Here is a 17,590-nt window from a genome sequence, read left to right as displayed (position 1 = left end):
AACGCGCAAACCACATCGATATGCGGGAGAGGGATTCGAATATGCGAATGATCAAGAGCTTTCGTCTGGGCTGTGCCGACATCGACAAGAGCCGCGCCTTTTACGACGCCACCTTCGCCGCGATCGGCGGCCCCGCGAACAGCGCGCCGGCCGGCTATCCGATCCTCATGTATCGTGGCGAGGACAGCCCCGTCCTGATCCTCGGCAAAGCCGCGAATGGCGAGCCGACGTCGTTCGCCAATGGCGGCACGATCCTGTTCGAAGCGCCCAGTCCCGAATCCGTCGCCGCCTGGCACGCCGCGGGCCTTGCCAATGGCGGCACCTGCGAAGGCCAGCCCGAACCCAAGCCCCAGACCGGCGGCAAGATGGGCGCCTATCTGCGCGACCCCGACGGCAACAAGCTGGGCGCCTATTTCGACTTCCCGATGTGAGGACGTCGGGGAAAGCGACCTCGCCTCCCCACCTCGTCATTGCGAGCGTAGCGAAGCAATCCAGTCCGCAGGTCGGAGTGGATTGCCGCGTCGCCTCCGGCTCCTCGCAATGACGATTAAAAGATGCGAAGCCTGCTTTTGAGACCCGCAAAGATGGGCCGAAGAGGGGATCGAAAACATGACCGCAGCACCCGATCGCGTATCGCCACGCGCCTATGTCACGCTCGCGATCCTCGTCCTCCTGAACATCGTGTCCTTCCTCGATCGACAGGTGATCTCGCTGCTGGTCGATCCGATCAAGGCCGAGCTGGGGATCAACGATTTCCAGTTGAGCCTGCTCCAGGGCCTTGCCTTCGCGATCTTCTACGGGCTGTGCAGTATCCCGCTGGGCTGGGCGGTTGATCGCTATTCGCGGCGCTGGATCATCTATGTGGGCGTCACCGGCTGGTCGATCGCGACGCTGGGCTGCGGCCTTGCGCGCAACTTCACCCAGATGTTCGTCGCGCGGATGGGCGTGGGGATTGGCGAGGCGGCGCTGTCGCCCGCCGCCTATTCGATGCTGCCCGATCTGTTCCCGCCGCGCCGGCTCAATATGGCGACCGGCGTACTGGCGACGGGGGCCGCAATCGGCACCGGGGTCGCGCTCGCGGTCGGCGGGATGATCGTGATCTGGTCGCAGCAGGCCGGCGACATCGTGCTGCCCGTCATTGGCACGGTCAGCGCGTGGCGGCTCGTCTTCCTGATCGCGGGCGCGGTCGGCGTCGCGCTCGCCTTCCTGATCTTCCTCGCTCCCGCGACGCACCGTCACGCGCCCGCGATCCAAGCAGCATCCGAGACTGACCCCGGCTATGGCCGCTGGCTGCGCGATCATACCGCCTATCTCGGCACGCTCTCGTCGGCCGTCGCCTTGTGGGGTGCCTTCGCCTACGGCCTCGCGGCGTGGGAGCCGGCCTTGCTGTCGCGTGTCTTCGGCCTGCCGACCGGGGAGATCGGGATCACGCTGGGCATGATCCAGCTTGTCACCGGGGTCGTCGGCTATGTGTTCGGCGGCTGGCTGATCGATCGGATGATGGAGGCGGGCGTCCGCGATCCGCATTATCGTTACCTGATCTACGGCGGCTTCATCGTCGTCGCGGCGGGGTCGCTCGGCATCCTCTTCGCGAGCAGCGCGGCGATGGCCTATCTGATGATCGGTATCCTCCACCTCGTCATGCCCTTCACCGCATCCTATGTCGGCCACCTGCAGATGAGCGTCCCCGCGCGCTATCGCGGGCGCACGATCGCGCTGGTGATGCTGGTGATGACGGTAACGGCGACGACGATCGGCCCGATGACGGTCGCCTTCTTCACCGACTACGTCTTCGGCGCGCCCGACAGGGTCGGCCACTCGATCGCGGCGACCGCGGCCCTGTTCGTCCCCGCGTCGATGCTGCTGCTCGTCCTCGGCCTGCCCGCATCCCGGCGCGCGGCGGCGGAAAGCGAAATCCTTTAATGTACAAGATCGTCTGCCTGATCCGCCGCCTGCCCAGCGTCACCCCCGAAGCCTTCCGCGCGCATTATGAGGGCGTCCACGCCCCGCTCGCTCTGTCGATCATGCCCGCATTGCGCAGCCGCGTGCGCCGCTACGTCCGCCGCTTTCCCGAGCCGCTGGCCGGCCAAGTCGATTTCGACGTGATGATGGAGATGTGGTTCGACGACAAGGCGAGCCACGAAGCCGCGCTGATCGACCTTGCCAATCCCGACGTCGCCGCCCGCATCGCCGCCGACGAGGCTCACTTCCTCGACCGCGCGACGATGCGCGTCTTCGCGGTCGAGGAGTGCGACAGCGACCTATCCTAACCGTCACCCCCGCGAAGGCGGGGGCCTATCCAGTCTCGCCGCAAGCGATGGCACAAGAAAATAGAGCGGATGGGCCCCCGCCTTCGCGGGGGAGGATCATTTGGCGGCATGGCTCGCGATGAACACGCTGTCGGGCCGAGCCCAGTCGGTCCGCACCTTGCGATGCGCGATCAGCCAGCGGTTGCCGACGCGCGCGAAGCGATCGACATAATAGCCGGTGTGGTCCGGCCCGGTGTCGGTATAGACGTGATAGTACGTCCGGACGTCGGCCGCGTCCGGCCCGTCCATGTCGATCAGGCAGGTGGTGATGTGGTGGCGGACAAACTTGACGCGCGGCCCGTCGCTCGGCCCCGCATTGCCCGCCATCCAGTCGCGGATCGCATCGCGCCCGTGCAGGTCGAACACGTCCGACTGATAGACCGCATCCTCGGTGAAGCAGGCCAGGAAGGCGTCGGTGCGCATCCTGTCCCCGTTCATGTTGTAGCGCGCGATCGTGTCGCGGATGCACTCGCGCGCGATGACCTCGTCCATCGTCATGCGTCGAGACTCGCGAACAAAGCGTAGGAAGGATCGCTGGTGTCGAGCCGCCCCTGACGCGGCAGGAAGCGCGCCTCGATATCGCGGCTGCCGCCCAGATCGGCGATCGCCTGCCGATGATCGACCGCCCAGCGCCCGTCGCGATACGACCACTTGTCGAGGTAGCGCGCGTTGAAGAAATGCTCGCGATACTTCGCGTCCGGCTCGAGTTCGCGGAACAGGCTGGCGATGCAATAGGCTTCGCTGACCGCGCGGCCCGTCGCCACGTCGACGTCGATCGTGATCTGGATCAGCCGGTGCAGCAGGACGCTGCATTTGTGGTGGAAGGCCCAGGCATGATCGATCAGCGCCTCGGGCGTGGTGATGCCGGGCAGTGCATAATCGAGCGTGCCGTCGGCATGCCAGACGCCGCGGACCAGATCCTTGTCCATCCGGTCCATGCCGCGCCCGTAATTGCTCAGCTGCCGCCGTATCGCCTCGCGCGCCAGCAGCTCCTCTATCGCCCGCTCGTCCGCCATCCCGCTCTCCTCTCGCAATTCCATTAACTCAATGGCATTGGATTGGAATGGACTTCTACCTCCATCGTCCCGGCCCCTATCGCCGCGCGGTCAGCTTTTCGATCGAGCAGGGTATCGCTCGCGCCGCGCTGGAAGACGATCTGCACAGCTTCGCGATCACGATCCGCCATGACGGCGCGACGATCGAGAGTGTCGAGAGCGACAATATTCGCACGCCCTTCAACACCTGCCCCAGCGCCGCGATTGCGACCGCACGGCTGGCGGGGACGCCGCTCGTCTCCCCCGCCGCGTTCGACGATCCCGACGACCGGTTCCGAAGCTGCACCCACACGCTCGACATCGTGAACCTCGCGGCGGCTCATGCGCTGGAGCCGGGGCTGCGGCGGCTCTACCGAATCGAGATCGAGGAAATCGACGGGTTGCTCCACGCGAGCATCGAGCGCGACGGTGCGGCTATGTTCGCTTGGCAGGTTCAGGGCGACACGATCGTCGCGGGGCCGTGGACCGGGCAGAGCGTGCAGCGCCTCGCCAAGGCGATCGGCGACGAGGATGCCGACACGCGCGAGGCCGCGATGCTGCTGCGCCGTGCCTGCCACATCGGCCAGGCGCGCAATTTCGACACCGACAAGGTCGAGCGCGCGGGGACGAGCGGCAGTATTGCGAGCTGCCACACGCTCCAGTTCAACGTGCGGCCGCATTCGCGGCGGAATGTCGGGACCTATGTGGATTTTTCCGGCGAAGGGCGCTGGCCTCTTACCTAATCCTCCCCCGCCAGGGGGAGGTGTCAGCGAAGCTGACGGAGGGGGAGGACACGAGACGCTAGTTAGTCGCCGTCCTCCCCCTCCGTCGCCTTTGGCGCCACCTCCCCCTGGCGGGGGAGGAATTGGTTAGTCCCCGCCGCCACGCCCCGGCCCACCCGGCCCTTGCGGGAAGGTCGGGAAGAACAATTTCCGGATGCTGATCTTCACCACGCGGCCCAGCGGGTCGAGATATTCGGGCTGGTAGCTGAGCGGAGTCGCGCCGGTCGCGTCGCGCACCCGGATGCGCTGGTTGAAGACGTTGTCGACGCCCAGCGACACGCGCAGCCCGCGCGTCCACGGATGCTTCACTGCCATGCCCGGAATGCCGCCGACATCGGCGAACAGGCGCAGGCTGGCGGTCGCGAGATCGCCAAAGCGCAGGTCGCCGGTCGATCCGACTGCATTGACGCTGCCGCCCGTCACCTTGGTCGCGCTCTGATATTTGGCGCCCAACCGGAAGCCGAGGCCGTTGCGCGTCACGTTCAACTGCGCATCGATCAGGTGGCGCGGCTGCCCGCCATTGTTGCCGGTCGCGGCGCCATCGAGCAGGTCGAGCTTCGGTATGCCCTGCCGGATCAATATCTCATCCTGGAAATACCAGGTGTGATAGACCGACAGGCGAATGCGGCCACCCTGCCCGCCGCCGGGGCCACGCGGGCCGCCGAAGCCCCCCGGAGGACCACCGGGGCCGCCCGGACCACCACCCAGCCCGCCGCCGCCAGCACGCTCGCCCTGCCCGCTGTCGCCGGCATTGCGCGATTCCTGCTGCTGCGGCGTCGGCGCCTGTTCGCGCTGCGCCTCACGCGCGGCGCGCATCGCGGCGAAGCGTTCGCGCATCTCGGCCTGCTGGCGCTCGCCCGCCGCGGTCTTGAACCCCTTTGAGAAGTTGATGCCCCAGCGCAGTTGCTGGCTGTCCTCACGCTCATATTGGATCGGGCGCGCGTCGATCGCGGTCAGGTTGCCGTCGACATCGCGGGTGAAGCGGCCGGGGAACGCCGCCTCGACACCGCCGATCGCAAGCGGGAAGCTGGCCACCGAATTGCGGGTGCGCGTGCGGACATAGTTCGCCTGCAGCGTCAGATCCTCGGTGAATGGCTTCAACGTGACGCCCAGTTTCCAGACGTGGCGGTTGTCGTTGGTCAGGAACGGATTGCCGCCCGACGTGCGGATCACGTCGACGCTGCGCCCGGTGACGAAATCATAGACGCGGACCTCCGGCGTCGCGATCACCGGGTTCGACAGCTGCTGCACGGTCGGCGCGCCTTCGTCGCTGGTGAAGGAGGCGACGAGCGACACGCCCTTTACCGGGCGCCAGTTGGTGCCGACGCCATAGGTCTTGAGCGCGCCGAAGTTCGATACCTGATCGATGCCGGCATTCAGGTTGACCGAAAGCTCTCCCAGGAAAGGCAGCACGTCGTTGCGCGCGCTGGCGATCGGCACGTCGACGCTCGCCTGCCCGCTGCCGATCTTGCGCGACGAATTGCTGCGCGTGACGACGCCCAGCCGGGTCGATGTGGAATCGAGTTCGTTGAATTCGCCGCTGACCGTGAAGCTGCCGCTGATCGCGCCCGCCTTGATGCTGGCGATCGTGCCGCTGGTGACGAAGGCGGCCTTGCCGATATCGTTCTTGGCGCGCGCGCGATCGTCCGGCCGGGTCGGCAACAGTGCGTCCGAATAGGCGCCGAACGGGTTCACCGTGCCCAGGTTGATCGCCGATTGCAGCCCGGTCAGGTCATAGCCGCGATCGGTGCGCGTGCGCGTATCGGCATGATCGAAACTGCCGGTGAAGTTCCAGCGCCACGTTCCGCTGAACGATCCGTTGAGGTTGGCGCCCACCACAGTGTCGGTGCTGCGCACCCGCTGCTGCAACGCATCGTCGCCCAGGAAGCGATAGAGCTGGACCGGGCGGGTGAAGGGCGAAAAGGCGCTGCCCGCCGGCACATTGAGGCTGGCGGTCGCAAGCCCCTGATCCGACGTGCTGCCGTTGGCGGTGAAGGTGCCGGTGAACGTGCCCGACACGCCGTCCCACAAAGGCCGCGCCAGCACGACATTGGCGACGAGCTGGTCGGTCGAGGATTGCAACGTGCGGAAACCCGCCGTGTCGGTGACGTTCGCACGGTTCGCACCGGGCACGAAGGACGCGACCGTGGGCCGGCCGTTCCCCGCCACCACCGGCACGCCGGCGACTGTGACCGGCGTTCCCGCCAGCGCCGACAGCGTCGGATCGATCTCGCTCGACGCAGCACCGCGCGGCGCGGTGATGTTGCCGACGGGATCATAGGGCTGTGTCAGTGCGCGCGAGGTGACGTCGCGATCCGATTCCAGCAGCGGCTCGGCACGCTGGTAACGCAGGCCCAGGTTCAGGCGATTGTCGCCCTGGATGCGGAGCATATAGGCATTGGCCTGCCCGGTCTCGCGCCCGCCTTCGGTGGTGGTCGATCCCTCCAGCTCGGTCGTGGTGGCCCGGAAGCGCGGGCGCAGGACGATGTTCACGACCTTCTGGTCGGGCCGATAGCCGTACTTGAGCGCGACTTCTTCGGGCATGATATCGACGCGGCGGATCGCCTCGGTCGGGATATCGCGGATTTCGGCCATGCCCGAGATCCGCTTGCCGTTGAGCAGGACGACCGGCGCGCCGCCGTCACGCCCCTGCCCGGTCGATGTCTGCGCGGAAAGTTCGCTCAGCAATTCGGAAACGGTGCTGACGCCGTAAGAGCGGATGTCGGCGGGCGACAACATGGTTTCGGGCTGGATCTCCCCAAGGGTTGCGCCCGGCAGCTTCTGCCCGCGCACGACGATCGCCTGCGCATCCTCGAAATCGGCGGCGTCGCTCGCGGCGGCGGCCGCGCCCGCATTGACCGGGGGCAGCCCCTGCGCCAGCGCGGCGGCGCCAACGCCACCCGTCAAAAAGCTCGCCAGCATCAGGCGCGCGACGTCCCGCATGAAATCCCCTTTGATCCCCAATGGCGGCTGCTTCCGCCCTTGCTACGCCCGCCGCTCTACAGCGCGAATCCGTCGCAATATTTCATTGCGGAAACATGTTGCCGATTTCTGGGGGCTGAACGGCAATCACCTACTTTCGATCCTCCCCCGCCAGGGGGAGGTGGCAGCGCAGCTGACGGAGGGGGAGGATACGGAACATTGCGGATCGCCGCCCTCCCCCTCCGTCGCCTTCGGCGCCACCTCCCCCTAGCGGGGGAGGACAGGGTGAGGCATCACCGCATCCAAAGAACAGATGAGGGTGAGGATGAGCAGCTACGACTATATCATTGTCGGCGCAGGATCGGCCGGCTGCGTGCTGGCGAACCGGCTGTCGGCCGATCCGGCAGTGAAAGTGCTGCTGGTCGAGGCGGGTCCGGCCGATCGTGATCCACTGATCCACATGCCCGCGGGCATTCAGCGGCTGATGCGCAGCGGCAAGGTCGACTGGCGTTATCACACCGCCCCGCAGGCGCATCTCGACGGGCGGTCGCTTTATTATCCACGCGGCAAGGTGCTGGGCGGGTCGAGCGCGATCAACGGGATGGTCGCGGTGCGCGGGGCGGCGAGCGATTATGATCATTGGCGCCAACTGGGCCTCGAAGGCTGGGCCTATGACGATGTCCGCCCCTATTTCGAGAAGCTTGAAACATCGGCGACCGGTGGCGAAGCGCGCGGATCGGGCGGCGAGTTTCGGGTCGCGCCGATCGCGCCGCGCGGACCGATGACGCCCGCGTGGATGGAGGCGGCGCAGCAGCTGGGCCATCCGTACAATACCAACTTTTCCGGCCCCACGCTGGAGGGGGTCGGCCTCTACGATCGCTCGATCCACAAGGGGAAGCGCCAGAGCGCAGCGGTCGCCTTCCTCGATCCGATCCGGCATCGCAAGAATCTGACGATCGAGACCGGCGCGCAGATCACCGCGATCACGATCGAGAAATCGCGCGCGACCGGGATCGCCTATGTCCAGAACGGGCGGACCAAGACCGCGCAGGCCGCAGAGGAGGTCGTCGTCTCGGCGGGCGCGGTCAATTCGCCACAGGTGCTGATGCTGTCGGGGATCGGCGAGGCGGATCATCTGTCCGAACATGGCATCCTCGTGCGCCACGAACTCAAGGGCGTCGGGCGCAACTTCATCGATCATATGAGCGCGTTCGTTAGCTACACCTCGCCCGATCCGGTGAGCCACCTGATCTACATGAAGCCGCACCGGATGGCGCTGGCGGGTCTCCAATATCTGCTGTTCAAGACCGGCGTTGCGGCGGAGGCCGCGCCGATGGTCGCGGGCTTCCTGAAGACCGATCCCAGCCTGCCCGAGCCCGATGTGCAATTTCACTTCGTGTCGATGATCTATGCCAATCACGGCCGGTCGGTGCCGACGACGCATGGATCGATGGCGATCGTGAACGTGTGTCGACCGGAGAGCCGGGGCACGGTGCGCCTCGCCTCGGCCAACCCGCTCGACGCGCCGGTGCTCGATCCGAACTTCTTCGCCGAAGCCTATGACCGGCGCACGATTGTCGCGGGGATCCGGCTGGCGCGCGAGATCGTGCAGCAGCCCGCCTTCGATCGCTTCCGGGGCGAGGAGGTTATGCCGGGGCCGGAGGCCGAGAGCGACGCCGAGATCGAGGCGCAGGTCCGCAAGACCGCCGAGACCGTCTATCACGGCGTCGGCACCTGCCGGATGGGCAAGGACGCGCTATCGGTGGTCGACGCGCGGCTGCGGGTCCACGGGATCGACGGGCTGCGCGTGGTCGATGCGTCGGTGATGCCCGATATCGTGCGGGGGAATACCGCCGTGCCGGTGATGATGATCGCGGAGAAAGCCGCCGCGATGATGCTGGAGGATGCGTGACGCCGGCTACTGTTCAGGGATGAAGCGCAGCGTGCCCGCCCGTCGGGCGACGCCGGTGTCGTTCGGATGGTTCACCCCGTCGAGGACAGGCACCTCGGCAAAATCGAACGGGCTGACGCCGTCGAGGCAAGCGACGTTTACGCCATATTGCGCCTGGTTCGATCGCCGCTGGTGGTGCGTGTAGATGCCGCAGCGCGAACAGAAGAAGTGTTGCGCAGCGCCGGTGTTGAAGCGGTAGCTGGTCAGCACATCCTCGCCGCTCAGGAAGCGGATGCCTCCCATTTCAGCGGACACTGCAACGGCTCCGCGCATCCGGCAATAGGAACAGGTGCAGCGTCGGATGGTCTCGAAACCGTCCGAAAGCGTCGCTTCGAACCGGACAGCGCCGCAATGACACTGCCCGGTATGTACCTGCTTTTCCGTCGCCATCCCGCCCCCGTTCAAGCCGTCTCCAGCCCCTCCAGAATCTTGTCCAGCGTCAGCGGATAGTCCCTCAGCCGCACGCCTGTCGCATTGTAGATCGCGTTGGCCACGGCCGCGCCCGCGCCGCAGATGCCGAGTTCGCCGACACCCTTGGCCTTGAGCGGGGTCGCCTTGTCGTCGAGTTCGTCGACGAAGAACACGTCCTGGTGCGGAACGTCGGCGTGCACGGGGACATGATATTCGGCCATGTCGTGATTGACGAAATAGCCGAAGCGCGTGTCGACGATCAGCTCCTCCATCAACGCCGCGCCGATCCCCATCGTCATCGCGCCAATCACCTGGCTCCGCGCCGATTTGGGGTTGAGGATGCGACCCGCGGCGAAGGCGCCGCCCATCCGGCGGATGCGGACCTCGCAGGTTTCGACGTCGACCCCGACTTCGACGAAATGCGCGCCGAAGGTCGCCTGGGCGAACTTCTTCGAAAGATCGCCGAACTCGATCTGATCGACCACCGTCACGCCATCCGGCCCCGCCGCATCGCCCAGCTTCACCCGGCGATTGCCCGCGACGACATGGCCGTCGACGAAATCGGCATCATCGGCGTTGAACCCGGCCTTCTGCGCGATCGCCGCACGCGCCGCGACGCAGGCGGCATAGACGCCGGCGGTCGAACTGGCCGCGCCCCATTGCCCGCCCGATCCCGACGAAGCGGGAAAATTGCTGTCGCCCAGGTTCACGGTGACGTGATCGAGCGGCACGCCCATCATCTCCGCCGCCGTCTGACCGAGGATCGTATAGCTGCCGGTGCCGATGTCGGTCATGTCGGTTTCGACCGTAACCCGGCCCTTGCCGTCGACGATGATCCGCGCGGCCGATTTGGTAGCGGGGGCGCCGCGAAACGCCACGGCCATCCCCATGCCGACCAGCCAGCGCCCGTCGCGCATCTGGCCCGGTTTCGGGTTGCGCCTGTCCCAGCCGAAACGTTCCGCACCGGTGCGCAGGCATTCGACCAGCTTGCGGCTGGAAAAGGGGACGCTCGGTCCCTTTTCCGGATCATATTGCACGTCGTTGCGGATGCGCAGCTCGACCGGATCGACGCCGACCTTTTCGGCGAGTTCGTCCATCGCGATTTCGAGCGCGAGCAGGCCGACGGCCTCGCCCGGCGCGCGCATCGCATTGCCTTCGGGCAGGTCAAGCGTGGCGAGATAATGTGCGGTCATCCGGTTCGCGCCGCCATAAAGCTGGCGCGTCTGGATCGCGGCGATCTCGGCGCCGCCACCGGGCAGATCGCCCGACCAGCTTTCATGCCCGATCGCGTCGATCACCCCGTCCTTGTCCGCGCCGATACGGATGCGCTGGATTGTCGCGGGGCGGTGCGTGGTGTTGTTGTAGATCTGGGGTCGGGCGAGCGCGACCTTGACCGCGCGGCCCGTCGCCTTCGCGCCCAGGGCCGCGAGCAGGGCATCCGCGCGGATCCACAGCTTCGAACCGAAGCCGCCGCCGACATAAGGCGACACGAGACGCACCTTCGACTTGTCGATGCCGAGCGTGGTCGCGGTATCGCGAACGCTCCACGCGATCATCTGGTTCGATGTCCACAGGGTCAGCTGGTCGCCATCCCAGCGCGCGGTGGTCGCGTGCGGCTCCATCATCGCATGCGCCTGATCGGGCGTGCTATAAGTCTGGTCGATCTTGACCGGCGCTTTCTTGAAACCCGCTTCGAAATCGCCCGCCTTGCTGGCCGCCTTGGCGAAGCCGTCGGGGGACAAAGGCGCGCCATCCTTCTCCTTCGCCAGATCGAAGCGGCCTTTGCCGGGAGCATAATCGACGCGCACGAGCTTGGCGGCGTCGCGCGCCTGTTCAAACGTCTCGGCGACCACCAGCGCGACGGCCTGGTCGAAATGCTCGACCTCGGGGCCCGCGAGCAATTTGGCGGTGTGCGAGTCCGCTTTCTTGAGCGGGCCGGCATTGGCCGCCGTCACGACCGCGATCACGCCCGGCGCCGCCTCGGCATCGGCCGCGTCGATATGGACGATCCGTCCGGTGGCGATCGCCGAGCCGACCATGACGCCATAAGCCGCGTCGGGCGCGACATCGTGGCGTTCATAAGCGTAGGGCGCGAGGCCACTGACCTTGAGTGGACCGTCGAGCCGGTCCTGCGGGCGGCCGATGACGTTCTGCCGGTCGATCGGGTTGATGCCGGCGGGGGTGTCGAATTTCAGCGGCATCTCAGGCCTCCGCCAGCACGGCGCCAAGGGTACGGCGCAGGAGTGGGATCTTGAACGCGTTTTGGGGCGTCGTCTTGGCGCCCAGCGTCACCGATGCGGTGATCGCATCCGGACCGGACAGCTTCTCCGCCGCCTCGACCCGCCATGGCTTGTGCGCGAGGCCACCGAAGGCGAAACGCTGCCCCTTCGGGCCGACGATCGCGGCGACCGAGATCAGCGCGAAGGCGTAGGACGCGCGGTCGCGCACCTTGCGATAGACGTGACGTCCCTCGATCGGCGCCGGCAGGGTGACGGCGGTGATGAGTTCGCCCGGCCTGAGCGCAGTCTCGATGTGGGGCGTCTTGCCGGGTAGCTGATGGAAATCGGCGATCGGGATCGCGCGGGTCGCGCCGTCGGCACTCACCGTCTCGACGCTCGCGTCGAGCAGCCGCATCGCCACCGCCATGTCGGACGGATGGGTCGCGATGCACGCTTCGCTCGTCCCCATGATCGCCAGACCTCGGTTGATCCCGCCCAGTGCCGCGCAGCCGCTGCCGGGCTTGCGCTTGTTGCACGGCTTGGTAGTGTCATAGAAATAGGGGCAGCGGGTGCGCTGGAGCAGGTTGCCCGCGGTCGTCGCCTTGTTGCGCAGTTGGCCCGAGGCACCCGCGAGCAGCGCGCGGCTCAAAACCGCATAATCGCGCCGCACGATCTTGTTCGCCGCCAGATCGGTGTTGCGGACGAGCGCGCCGATCCGCAGGCCGCCATCCTTTGTCGGCTCCACCCGATCCAGATCGAGCCGGTTGACGTCGATCAGATGCTGAGGCGTCTCGATCTGCAGCTTCATCAGGTCGAGCAGATTGGTGCCGCCCGCTATGAAGCGCGAGGCCGGTTTGGCCGCCGCCATCGCCGCCGCTTCGGCCGGGGTCGATGCGCGTTCGTAGGTGAAGGGCTTCATGCCTTTTCTCCCGCGACGTCGGCAATGGCTTCGAAGATGTTCGAATAGGCGCCGCAGCGGCAGATGTTGCCGCTCATCCGCTCGACGATTTCGTCGCGCGAGAAGGCGATCTTGTCGAGATCTGCCGAAACGTGGCTGGGAATGCCGGCCTTGAGTTCGTCGAGAACCGCCACCGCCGAGCAGATCTGCCCCGGCGTGCAATAGCCGCATTGATAGCCGTCATGCGTGACGAACGCCTTCTGCATCGGGTGCAGATCGCCCGGCGTGCCCAGCCCCTCGATCGTCTTGATCGCATCGCCATCGTGCATCACCGCGAGCGTCAGGCAGCTGTTGATGCGCTTGCCCTCCACGATCACCGTGCACGCGCCGCATTGCCCATGATCGCAGCCTTTCTTGGTGCCGGTCAGGTGTAGATGCTCGCGCAGCGCATCCAGCAAAGTGGTGCGCGGATCCAGATCGAGCCGCTCGGTCTTGCCGTTCACCTTGAGCGTGGTCTGCATCAGCGCGACCTCCGTGGATTTGGCTTTGGGGGATGGAGGCGCCGCCAAAAGCGGCGCGGCCGCACTGGTCGCCGCGCTTGCGACACCACTCGCGAGCACGCCACGACGCGTAAGGGCCAATGGCCGATCATTGTTCAATTCGAAGTCCTCTCTGCCCAGAGGATTGGAGACGTGCCTCGCACGACGCGCGACACGCCGAAATGATCCACCGAAACCCTAGAAAAATGCAAGGTAATTGCCATATCGAAACGATGCGCGATCAGGTTCCTTCCCATTGGCGGGGTGCGGTCCTCGTCTGTTCGAAATGTTCGAAGAAGGTCGGCGGCGGCTTCGGCCCCAAGGGCAAGACGCGGCTGGCCAAGGCGCTGCGCGAACTCGGCAACGGCAAGAAAGGCCGCAAGGCGGACTTCGGCGTGATCGAGACGGGCTGCCTGAAACTCTGCCCCAAACAGGCGGTGGTCGTGATCGACGCGCACCGTCCGCGCGACTGGTTGCTGGTCAAACCGGGAAGCTCGGTCGAGGCGCTCGCGGATCGGCTGGGCTTCGTGCCGCCGACGATCGCCGTCACCTGACGTCTGCGCCAGCGCCGGTCGCATCCTTCTGCTCGGCAAGTTCGCCATCATAGGCGATCGTAAGCCGGACGACCTTGCGCATCAGGTCCATCCGCTCAGGAAGCGGTCGGCTGGTGCGGCCGATCATCACCGCGACCGCGTAGGACCGTCCCTCGGGCGAGGTGAGGATGCCGACGTCGTTATAACCCGCCTGCTCGCCTTCGAGTATCTGTCCGGTGCCTGTCTTGTGCGAGAGCGTCCAGCCGGGGCGCAGCCCGCTTTTCAGCCGCAGCGCACCGGTGCGCGTCTGGCCCATGAGGTCGAGCATCTGTGCGGTCGACGCATCCGACAACAGCTCGCCCGTCTTCAACCGCGCGAGCGCGTCGACCATCGCGATGGGACGGGCGCCGTCGACCGGATCGGCGACATAGGCTTCGAACGCGGCGCGCCGCTGCGCGATCAGCAGCGCCTCCCGGGCCGTATAGAAGCCGTTGCCCTTCGCGAACGAAGCTTGCCAGTCGAGCCCCGCGATCCGGCTCTGCAGCCCCTTTTCGCCGGGACCGAAGCGGATGCCGGAGATCGATTTGGCGGCGAGTGTCGCGCGCACGGCATCCGGGCCACCGACTTCGCGCAACATCTTGTCGTTGGCGCTGTTGTCGCTCTGGGTCAGCGCGCGGGTCAGCAGATCCTCGCGATCGGTCTGGAAACCGCCGGGGCGCGTCGCGAGCGATCTGATCGGCTGATGAAACAGCGTGAGGTCATTCGGACGGACGCTGAGCCGGCCGCGCAGATCGAGCTTCCCGCGATCGGCCATGTCGAATGCGCTGATCGCCACCCACAGTTTGCTGACGCTCTGCTGCGGGAAATAATCGAGCCCGCGATAATGCGATATCCAGCCGGTCTGGATATCGCGGACGGCCAGGCCGACATCACCCCGGAAGCCGCTGCCCAAAGCCTCGATCCGTCGATCGAGCGCGCTGGCGGCGCTGGGGATGACGGGTGGCGCGACGGCGATCGGCTTCGCTCTGGGCTTGGGTGCCGACGGCGCATGAACCGGTATCGGCGATACCGATTGCGGCGTGGATCGGGCCGCCTGCGGATCGGGGGCGGCGGGCTGGCAACCGGCGAGCAGAAGGAGCGGCGCCAGCAATAGCGAGCGAAGTGGGAGACTGAATGACGAACCCGCCCCGTTCAGCAATCGACCGAACCTCCTCGATACGACAAGACCCATCCTCCATAACACACATCGCTTGCCACAGGCTGAACTCCCGTCACGCGCAGGCGGTTCAAAGCGGCGTGAGATATACGTCCACCGCATCGGATTGCTGACTCGACGGCAAGCGCCCCAGCCCACAACATGGCCGCTTCGCCAGATGCCGCGGCCGGGGGCGGTGGCCGAATTGCCCCGATTGCGCTATCGGTTGCGCACCGCGGGGCCAGGCCAGACTGCCCTGTCATCATGCCCTTGCTCAACGCGGAGATGGATTTTGGAAACAGTTTCGATCGTGCTTTTCCTGCTGCTGGCGGTCGTCGTCAGCGGTGCACTGTCGAGAATGCTCCCAATTCCCGCGCCGGTACCGCTCGTCCAGATCGGGCTGGGCGGGATCATCGGCCTGTCGACCTCGCATCGCGTCGATCTCGATCCCGAATTGTTCCTGCTGCTGTTCCTGCCGCCGCTGCTGTTCCTCGACGGCTGGCGCATTCCAAAGGACGAGCTGTTCAAGGATCTGTCGACGATCTTCGAACTGGCGCTCGGCCTGGTCCTGATCACCGTGGTGGGGATGGGCTTCTTCATCCACTGGATGATCCCCGCAATGCCGCTCGCGGTCGCCTTCGCGCTCGCCGCCGTCGTTTCCCCCACCGATCCGATCGCGGTGTCGGCGATCGCGGCGCGGGTGCCGATCCCTAAGCGGATGATGCACATCCTCGAAGGGGAATCGCTCCTCAACGACGCTTCGGGCCTCGTCTGCCTGCGCTTCGCGATCGCCGCGGCGATGACCGGCATTTTCTCTGCCCCGTCGGCCGCGCTCAATTTCCTGTGGGTGGCGGGCGCCGGCCTCGTCATCGGCGTTCTGGTGACGCTCGCGGTCACGCGTGCCAAGGCGTGGGTCACGAGCCGCTGGGGCGAAGATACGGGCTCGCAGATCCTGGTGAGTCTGCTCATCCCCTTCGGTTCCTACCTGGCGGCCGAGCATGTCCACGCATCGGGCATCCTCGCCGCCGTGGGCGCGGGCGTGACGATGACGTTCGCCGAAATCTCGCGCCAGACGCTGGCAGTGACGCGGATGCGCCGCAATTCGGTGTGGGATACGATCCAGTTCGCGCTCAACGGCATCATCTTCGTGCTGCTGGGCGAACAGCTTCCCGCGATCCTGGCCGGCGCGAAGCAGACGGTGGCGATGACCGGGCACAGCGCGCCGTGGTGGCTCGCCGTCTATATCGTCGCGATCGTCGCAGGGCTGGCGGCGCTACGTTTCCTGTGGGTCTGGGCGTCGCTGCGCTTCACCATCCTGCGCAACCGGAACAAAGAAGGGGTGCAGATGCGCAGCCCCGAATGGCGGCTGGTCGCGGCGATGTCGCTCGCCGGGGTTCGCGGGGCGATCACACTGGCCGGCGTGCTGACACTTCCGCTGGCGCTCAGCGACGGCACGCCTTTCCCCGCGCGCGATCTGGCGATCTTTTTGGCGGCGGGGGTGATCATCGTCTCGCTGCTGATCGCCAGCGTCACCCTGCCGGTGTTGCTACGCGGGCTGACCATGCCGCCCGAGCCATCGAAACTGGCCGACGAGGATGCCGCGCGGGTCGCCGCCGCCGAGGCCGCGATCCAGGCGATCGAGCGCCATCAGCACGAATTGTCGGAGAAACTCGGCGACGCCGATCGCTATGCCGCGGCCGGCGCCCGCGTGATGGATCTGTATCGCGAACGTATCGAGGGGCTGGGCAGGGATCGCGGCGAGGATGCTCGGCTGCAGGAGCGGCGCTTCAAGGAATTCCGCCTTGTCGGGCTGAAGGCCGAACGCGCCGCCTTGATCGACCTCATCCGCACCCGCCGCCTGAGCAGCGAGAGCATCCACAGACTCACACGCGAACTCGATCTGTCAGAGGCTCGGTATCGCGCCTGATCAGGGCGTGCCGCTGCGTTTGAAGGGCACCTTGAGCACCTCGATCGCGGCACTGCTCTGCTGGTGCATCGTGGCGGGTGTATAGGGCCCCGCCGTGCAGATGAAGAGCGTCTGCCCGTCGGCGCCGCCCAGCGCGCAGGCGTAGGAAAAGCGATCATCGTCATAGGGGATGAAGTGCGTCGCCCCCTTCCCCGGCTCGACACGGAACACGCCGGGGCCGCGCGCGGTGGTGACCCAGGCGCCGCCCCGATCGTCGCCGCAGATCCCGTCCGGATATTGGCCGCTGTCCAACTGGGCGAAGAGGGTGCCGTTGGACGGCACGCCATCCGCATCGAGATCGACACGCGTCAGCCGCATGCCCGCGCTCTCGGCCACGACCAGCTGCTGACCGTCGGCCGTGAGGATCATGCCGTTGGCAACGCGGAAACGATGTTCGCTCTCATACCAGCGCCCATCGGGTTCGACGACGATGATCGGTTCTTCGGGTGGCGGGCTCTGGTGCAGGAACTTGGCGACATAAGCGCGGCCGTGCGCGTCGACGACCATGTCGTTGATGCCGGTCGGCGCGACCGAGGTCAGATCGGCGTGGACGTGAAGTTCCCCGTTAGACAGGCGCAGGACGCGCCCCTCGTCCATCCCCGCGATCAGCATGTCGCCGTTTGGCAGCCATCCGAGGCCACCCGGCCGCGATTCGACGCGAACGACCGTTTCGAGCGTGCCGCCCTCGTCAATCCGATAGACGGTGCGGCCATACATGTCCGAGAAATAGAGCCAGCCGTCGCGCCAGCGCGGGCATTCGGTGAAGCAGAATCCGTCGGCGAGCGTGCGCGGACGCTCATCGAACTGGATCGGGGTTTCGGCGGTCATCCT

Annotated in this window: 16 protein-coding genes; 7 read left to right on the top strand and 9 right to left on the bottom strand. The window is 66.4% G+C overall.

Features of this window, described 5'->3' with window-relative positions; translation table 11 throughout:
• Positions 1-41 precede the first annotated feature (41 nt).
• The 3 genes from FYJ91_RS10290 (at position 42) to FYJ91_RS10280 (ending at position 2,270) form a co-directional block, all read left to right on the top strand.
• Complete coding sequence (locus FYJ91_RS10290) at positions 42-431, top strand: VOC family protein (RefSeq protein WP_425474004.1); 390 nt, start codon at positions 42-44, stop codon at positions 429-431.
• 178 nt (positions 432-609) lie between these two features.
• On the top strand, positions 610-1,923 hold the full coding sequence (locus tag FYJ91_RS10285; protein ID WP_149522139.1) for an MFS transporter: 1,314 nt from the start codon (positions 610-612) through the stop codon (positions 1,921-1,923).
• Positions 1,923-2,270, top strand: a complete 348-nt coding sequence (locus FYJ91_RS10280; RefSeq protein ID WP_149522138.1) for an EthD domain-containing protein — start codon at positions 1,923-1,925, stop codon at positions 2,268-2,270. Before FYJ91_RS10285 ends, FYJ91_RS10280 begins: the two co-directional genes overlap by 1 nt.
• 96 nt (positions 2,271-2,366) lie before the next feature.
• Here the strand turns inward: FYJ91_RS10280 and FYJ91_RS10275 are convergent, their stop codons facing one another.
• Both FYJ91_RS10275 and FYJ91_RS10270 read right to left on the bottom strand, forming a co-directional pair.
• Positions 2,367-2,807: a nuclear transport factor 2 family protein gene (locus FYJ91_RS10275; protein ID WP_149522137.1), complete on the bottom strand. Its 441-nt coding sequence runs from the start codon at positions 2,805-2,807 to the stop codon at positions 2,367-2,369.
• Positions 2,804-3,325 carry a nuclear transport factor 2 family protein gene (locus FYJ91_RS10270; RefSeq protein ID WP_181008441.1) on the bottom strand — a complete coding sequence of 174 codons (522 nt, stop codon included), beginning with the start codon at positions 3,323-3,325 and terminating at the stop codon, positions 2,804-2,806. The genes FYJ91_RS10275 and FYJ91_RS10270 overlap by 4 nt, the downstream gene beginning before the upstream one ends.
• Before the next feature lie 47 nt (positions 3,326-3,372).
• Between FYJ91_RS10270 and FYJ91_RS10265 the strand changes: the two genes are divergently transcribed.
• Positions 3,373-4,086: a DUF2889 domain-containing protein gene (locus FYJ91_RS10265; RefSeq protein WP_149522135.1), complete on the top strand. Its 714-nt coding sequence runs from the start codon at positions 3,373-3,375 to the stop codon at positions 4,084-4,086.
• Positions 4,087-4,212: 126 nt separating this feature from the next.
• On the opposite strand, the gene FYJ91_RS20595 is transcribed toward FYJ91_RS10265, so the two are convergent.
• Positions 4,213-7,068, bottom strand: coding sequence for a TonB-dependent receptor (locus FYJ91_RS20595; protein ID WP_181008440.1), 2,856 nt, complete (start codon positions 7,066-7,068; stop codon positions 4,213-4,215).
• Positions 7,069-7,372: 304 nt separating this feature from the next.
• On the opposite strand from FYJ91_RS20595, the gene FYJ91_RS10255 reads away from it, so the two are divergent.
• Positions 7,373-8,959, top strand: a complete 1,587-nt coding sequence (locus tag FYJ91_RS10255; protein ID WP_149522134.1) for a GMC family oxidoreductase — start codon at positions 7,373-7,375, stop codon at positions 8,957-8,959.
• Between the two features lie 6 nt (positions 8,960-8,965).
• Here the strand turns inward: FYJ91_RS10255 and FYJ91_RS10250 are convergent, their stop codons facing one another.
• From FYJ91_RS10250 to paoA, 4 genes are read right to left on the bottom strand one after another with little or no spacing between them, the layout of a single operon-like run.
• The gene (locus tag FYJ91_RS10250; protein WP_149522133.1) at positions 8,966-9,388 is read right to left on the bottom strand and encodes a GFA family protein; all 423 of its coding nucleotides are present in this window, start codon (positions 9,386-9,388) and stop codon (positions 8,966-8,968) included.
• A gap of 11 nt (positions 9,389-9,399) precedes the next feature.
• Positions 9,400-11,604: an aldehyde oxidoreductase molybdenum-binding subunit PaoC gene (gene paoC / locus FYJ91_RS10245; protein ID WP_149522360.1), complete on the bottom strand. Its 2,205-nt coding sequence runs from the start codon at positions 11,602-11,604 to the stop codon at positions 9,400-9,402.
• A gap of 7 nt (positions 11,605-11,611) precedes the next feature.
• A complete protein-coding gene (locus tag FYJ91_RS10240; protein WP_149522132.1) occupies positions 11,612-12,547 on the bottom strand; it encodes an FAD binding domain-containing protein in 936 nt (311 codons plus the stop codon).
• The gene (gene paoA, locus FYJ91_RS10235) at positions 12,544-13,185 is read right to left on the bottom strand and encodes an aldehyde dehydrogenase iron-sulfur subunit PaoA (RefSeq protein WP_149522131.1); all 642 of its coding nucleotides are present in this window, start codon (positions 13,183-13,185) and stop codon (positions 12,544-12,546) included. The genes FYJ91_RS10240 and paoA overlap by 4 nt, the downstream gene beginning before the upstream one ends.
• Before the next feature lie 113 nt (positions 13,186-13,298).
• Between paoA and FYJ91_RS10230 the strand changes: the two genes are divergently transcribed.
• Complete coding sequence (locus FYJ91_RS10230) at positions 13,299-13,619, top strand: hypothetical protein (RefSeq protein ID WP_149522130.1); 321 nt, start codon at positions 13,299-13,301, stop codon at positions 13,617-13,619.
• Here FYJ91_RS10230 and FYJ91_RS10225 read toward each other — a convergent pair.
• Entirely contained in the window at positions 13,612-14,748 is a 1,137-nt protein-coding gene (locus FYJ91_RS10225; RefSeq protein ID WP_246152553.1) for a serine hydrolase, read from the bottom strand. The two genes, FYJ91_RS10230 and FYJ91_RS10225, sit on opposite strands and share 8 nt — an antisense overlap.
• Before the next feature lie 337 nt (positions 14,749-15,085).
• On the opposite strand from FYJ91_RS10225, the gene FYJ91_RS10220 reads away from it, so the two are divergent.
• Positions 15,086-16,720, top strand: coding sequence for a Na+/H+ antiporter (locus FYJ91_RS10220; protein ID WP_181008439.1), 1,635 nt, complete (start codon positions 15,086-15,088; stop codon positions 16,718-16,720).
• Here the strand turns inward: FYJ91_RS10220 and FYJ91_RS10215 are convergent, their stop codons facing one another.
• Positions 16,721-17,587 carry an SMP-30/gluconolactonase/LRE family protein gene (locus tag FYJ91_RS10215; RefSeq protein ID WP_149522127.1) on the bottom strand — a complete coding sequence of 289 codons (867 nt, stop codon included), beginning with the start codon at positions 17,585-17,587 and terminating at the stop codon, positions 16,721-16,723.
• Positions 17,588-17,590: the final 3 nt, after the last annotated feature.

Source organism: Sphingomonas montanisoli (genome assembly GCF_008274695.1).
Lineage (GTDB): Bacteria > Pseudomonadota > Alphaproteobacteria > Sphingomonadales > Sphingomonadaceae > Rhizorhabdus > Rhizorhabdus montanisoli.
Note: the sequence above shows the minus strand (reverse complement) of the source record. Positions and strands in the feature narration are given on the sequence as shown.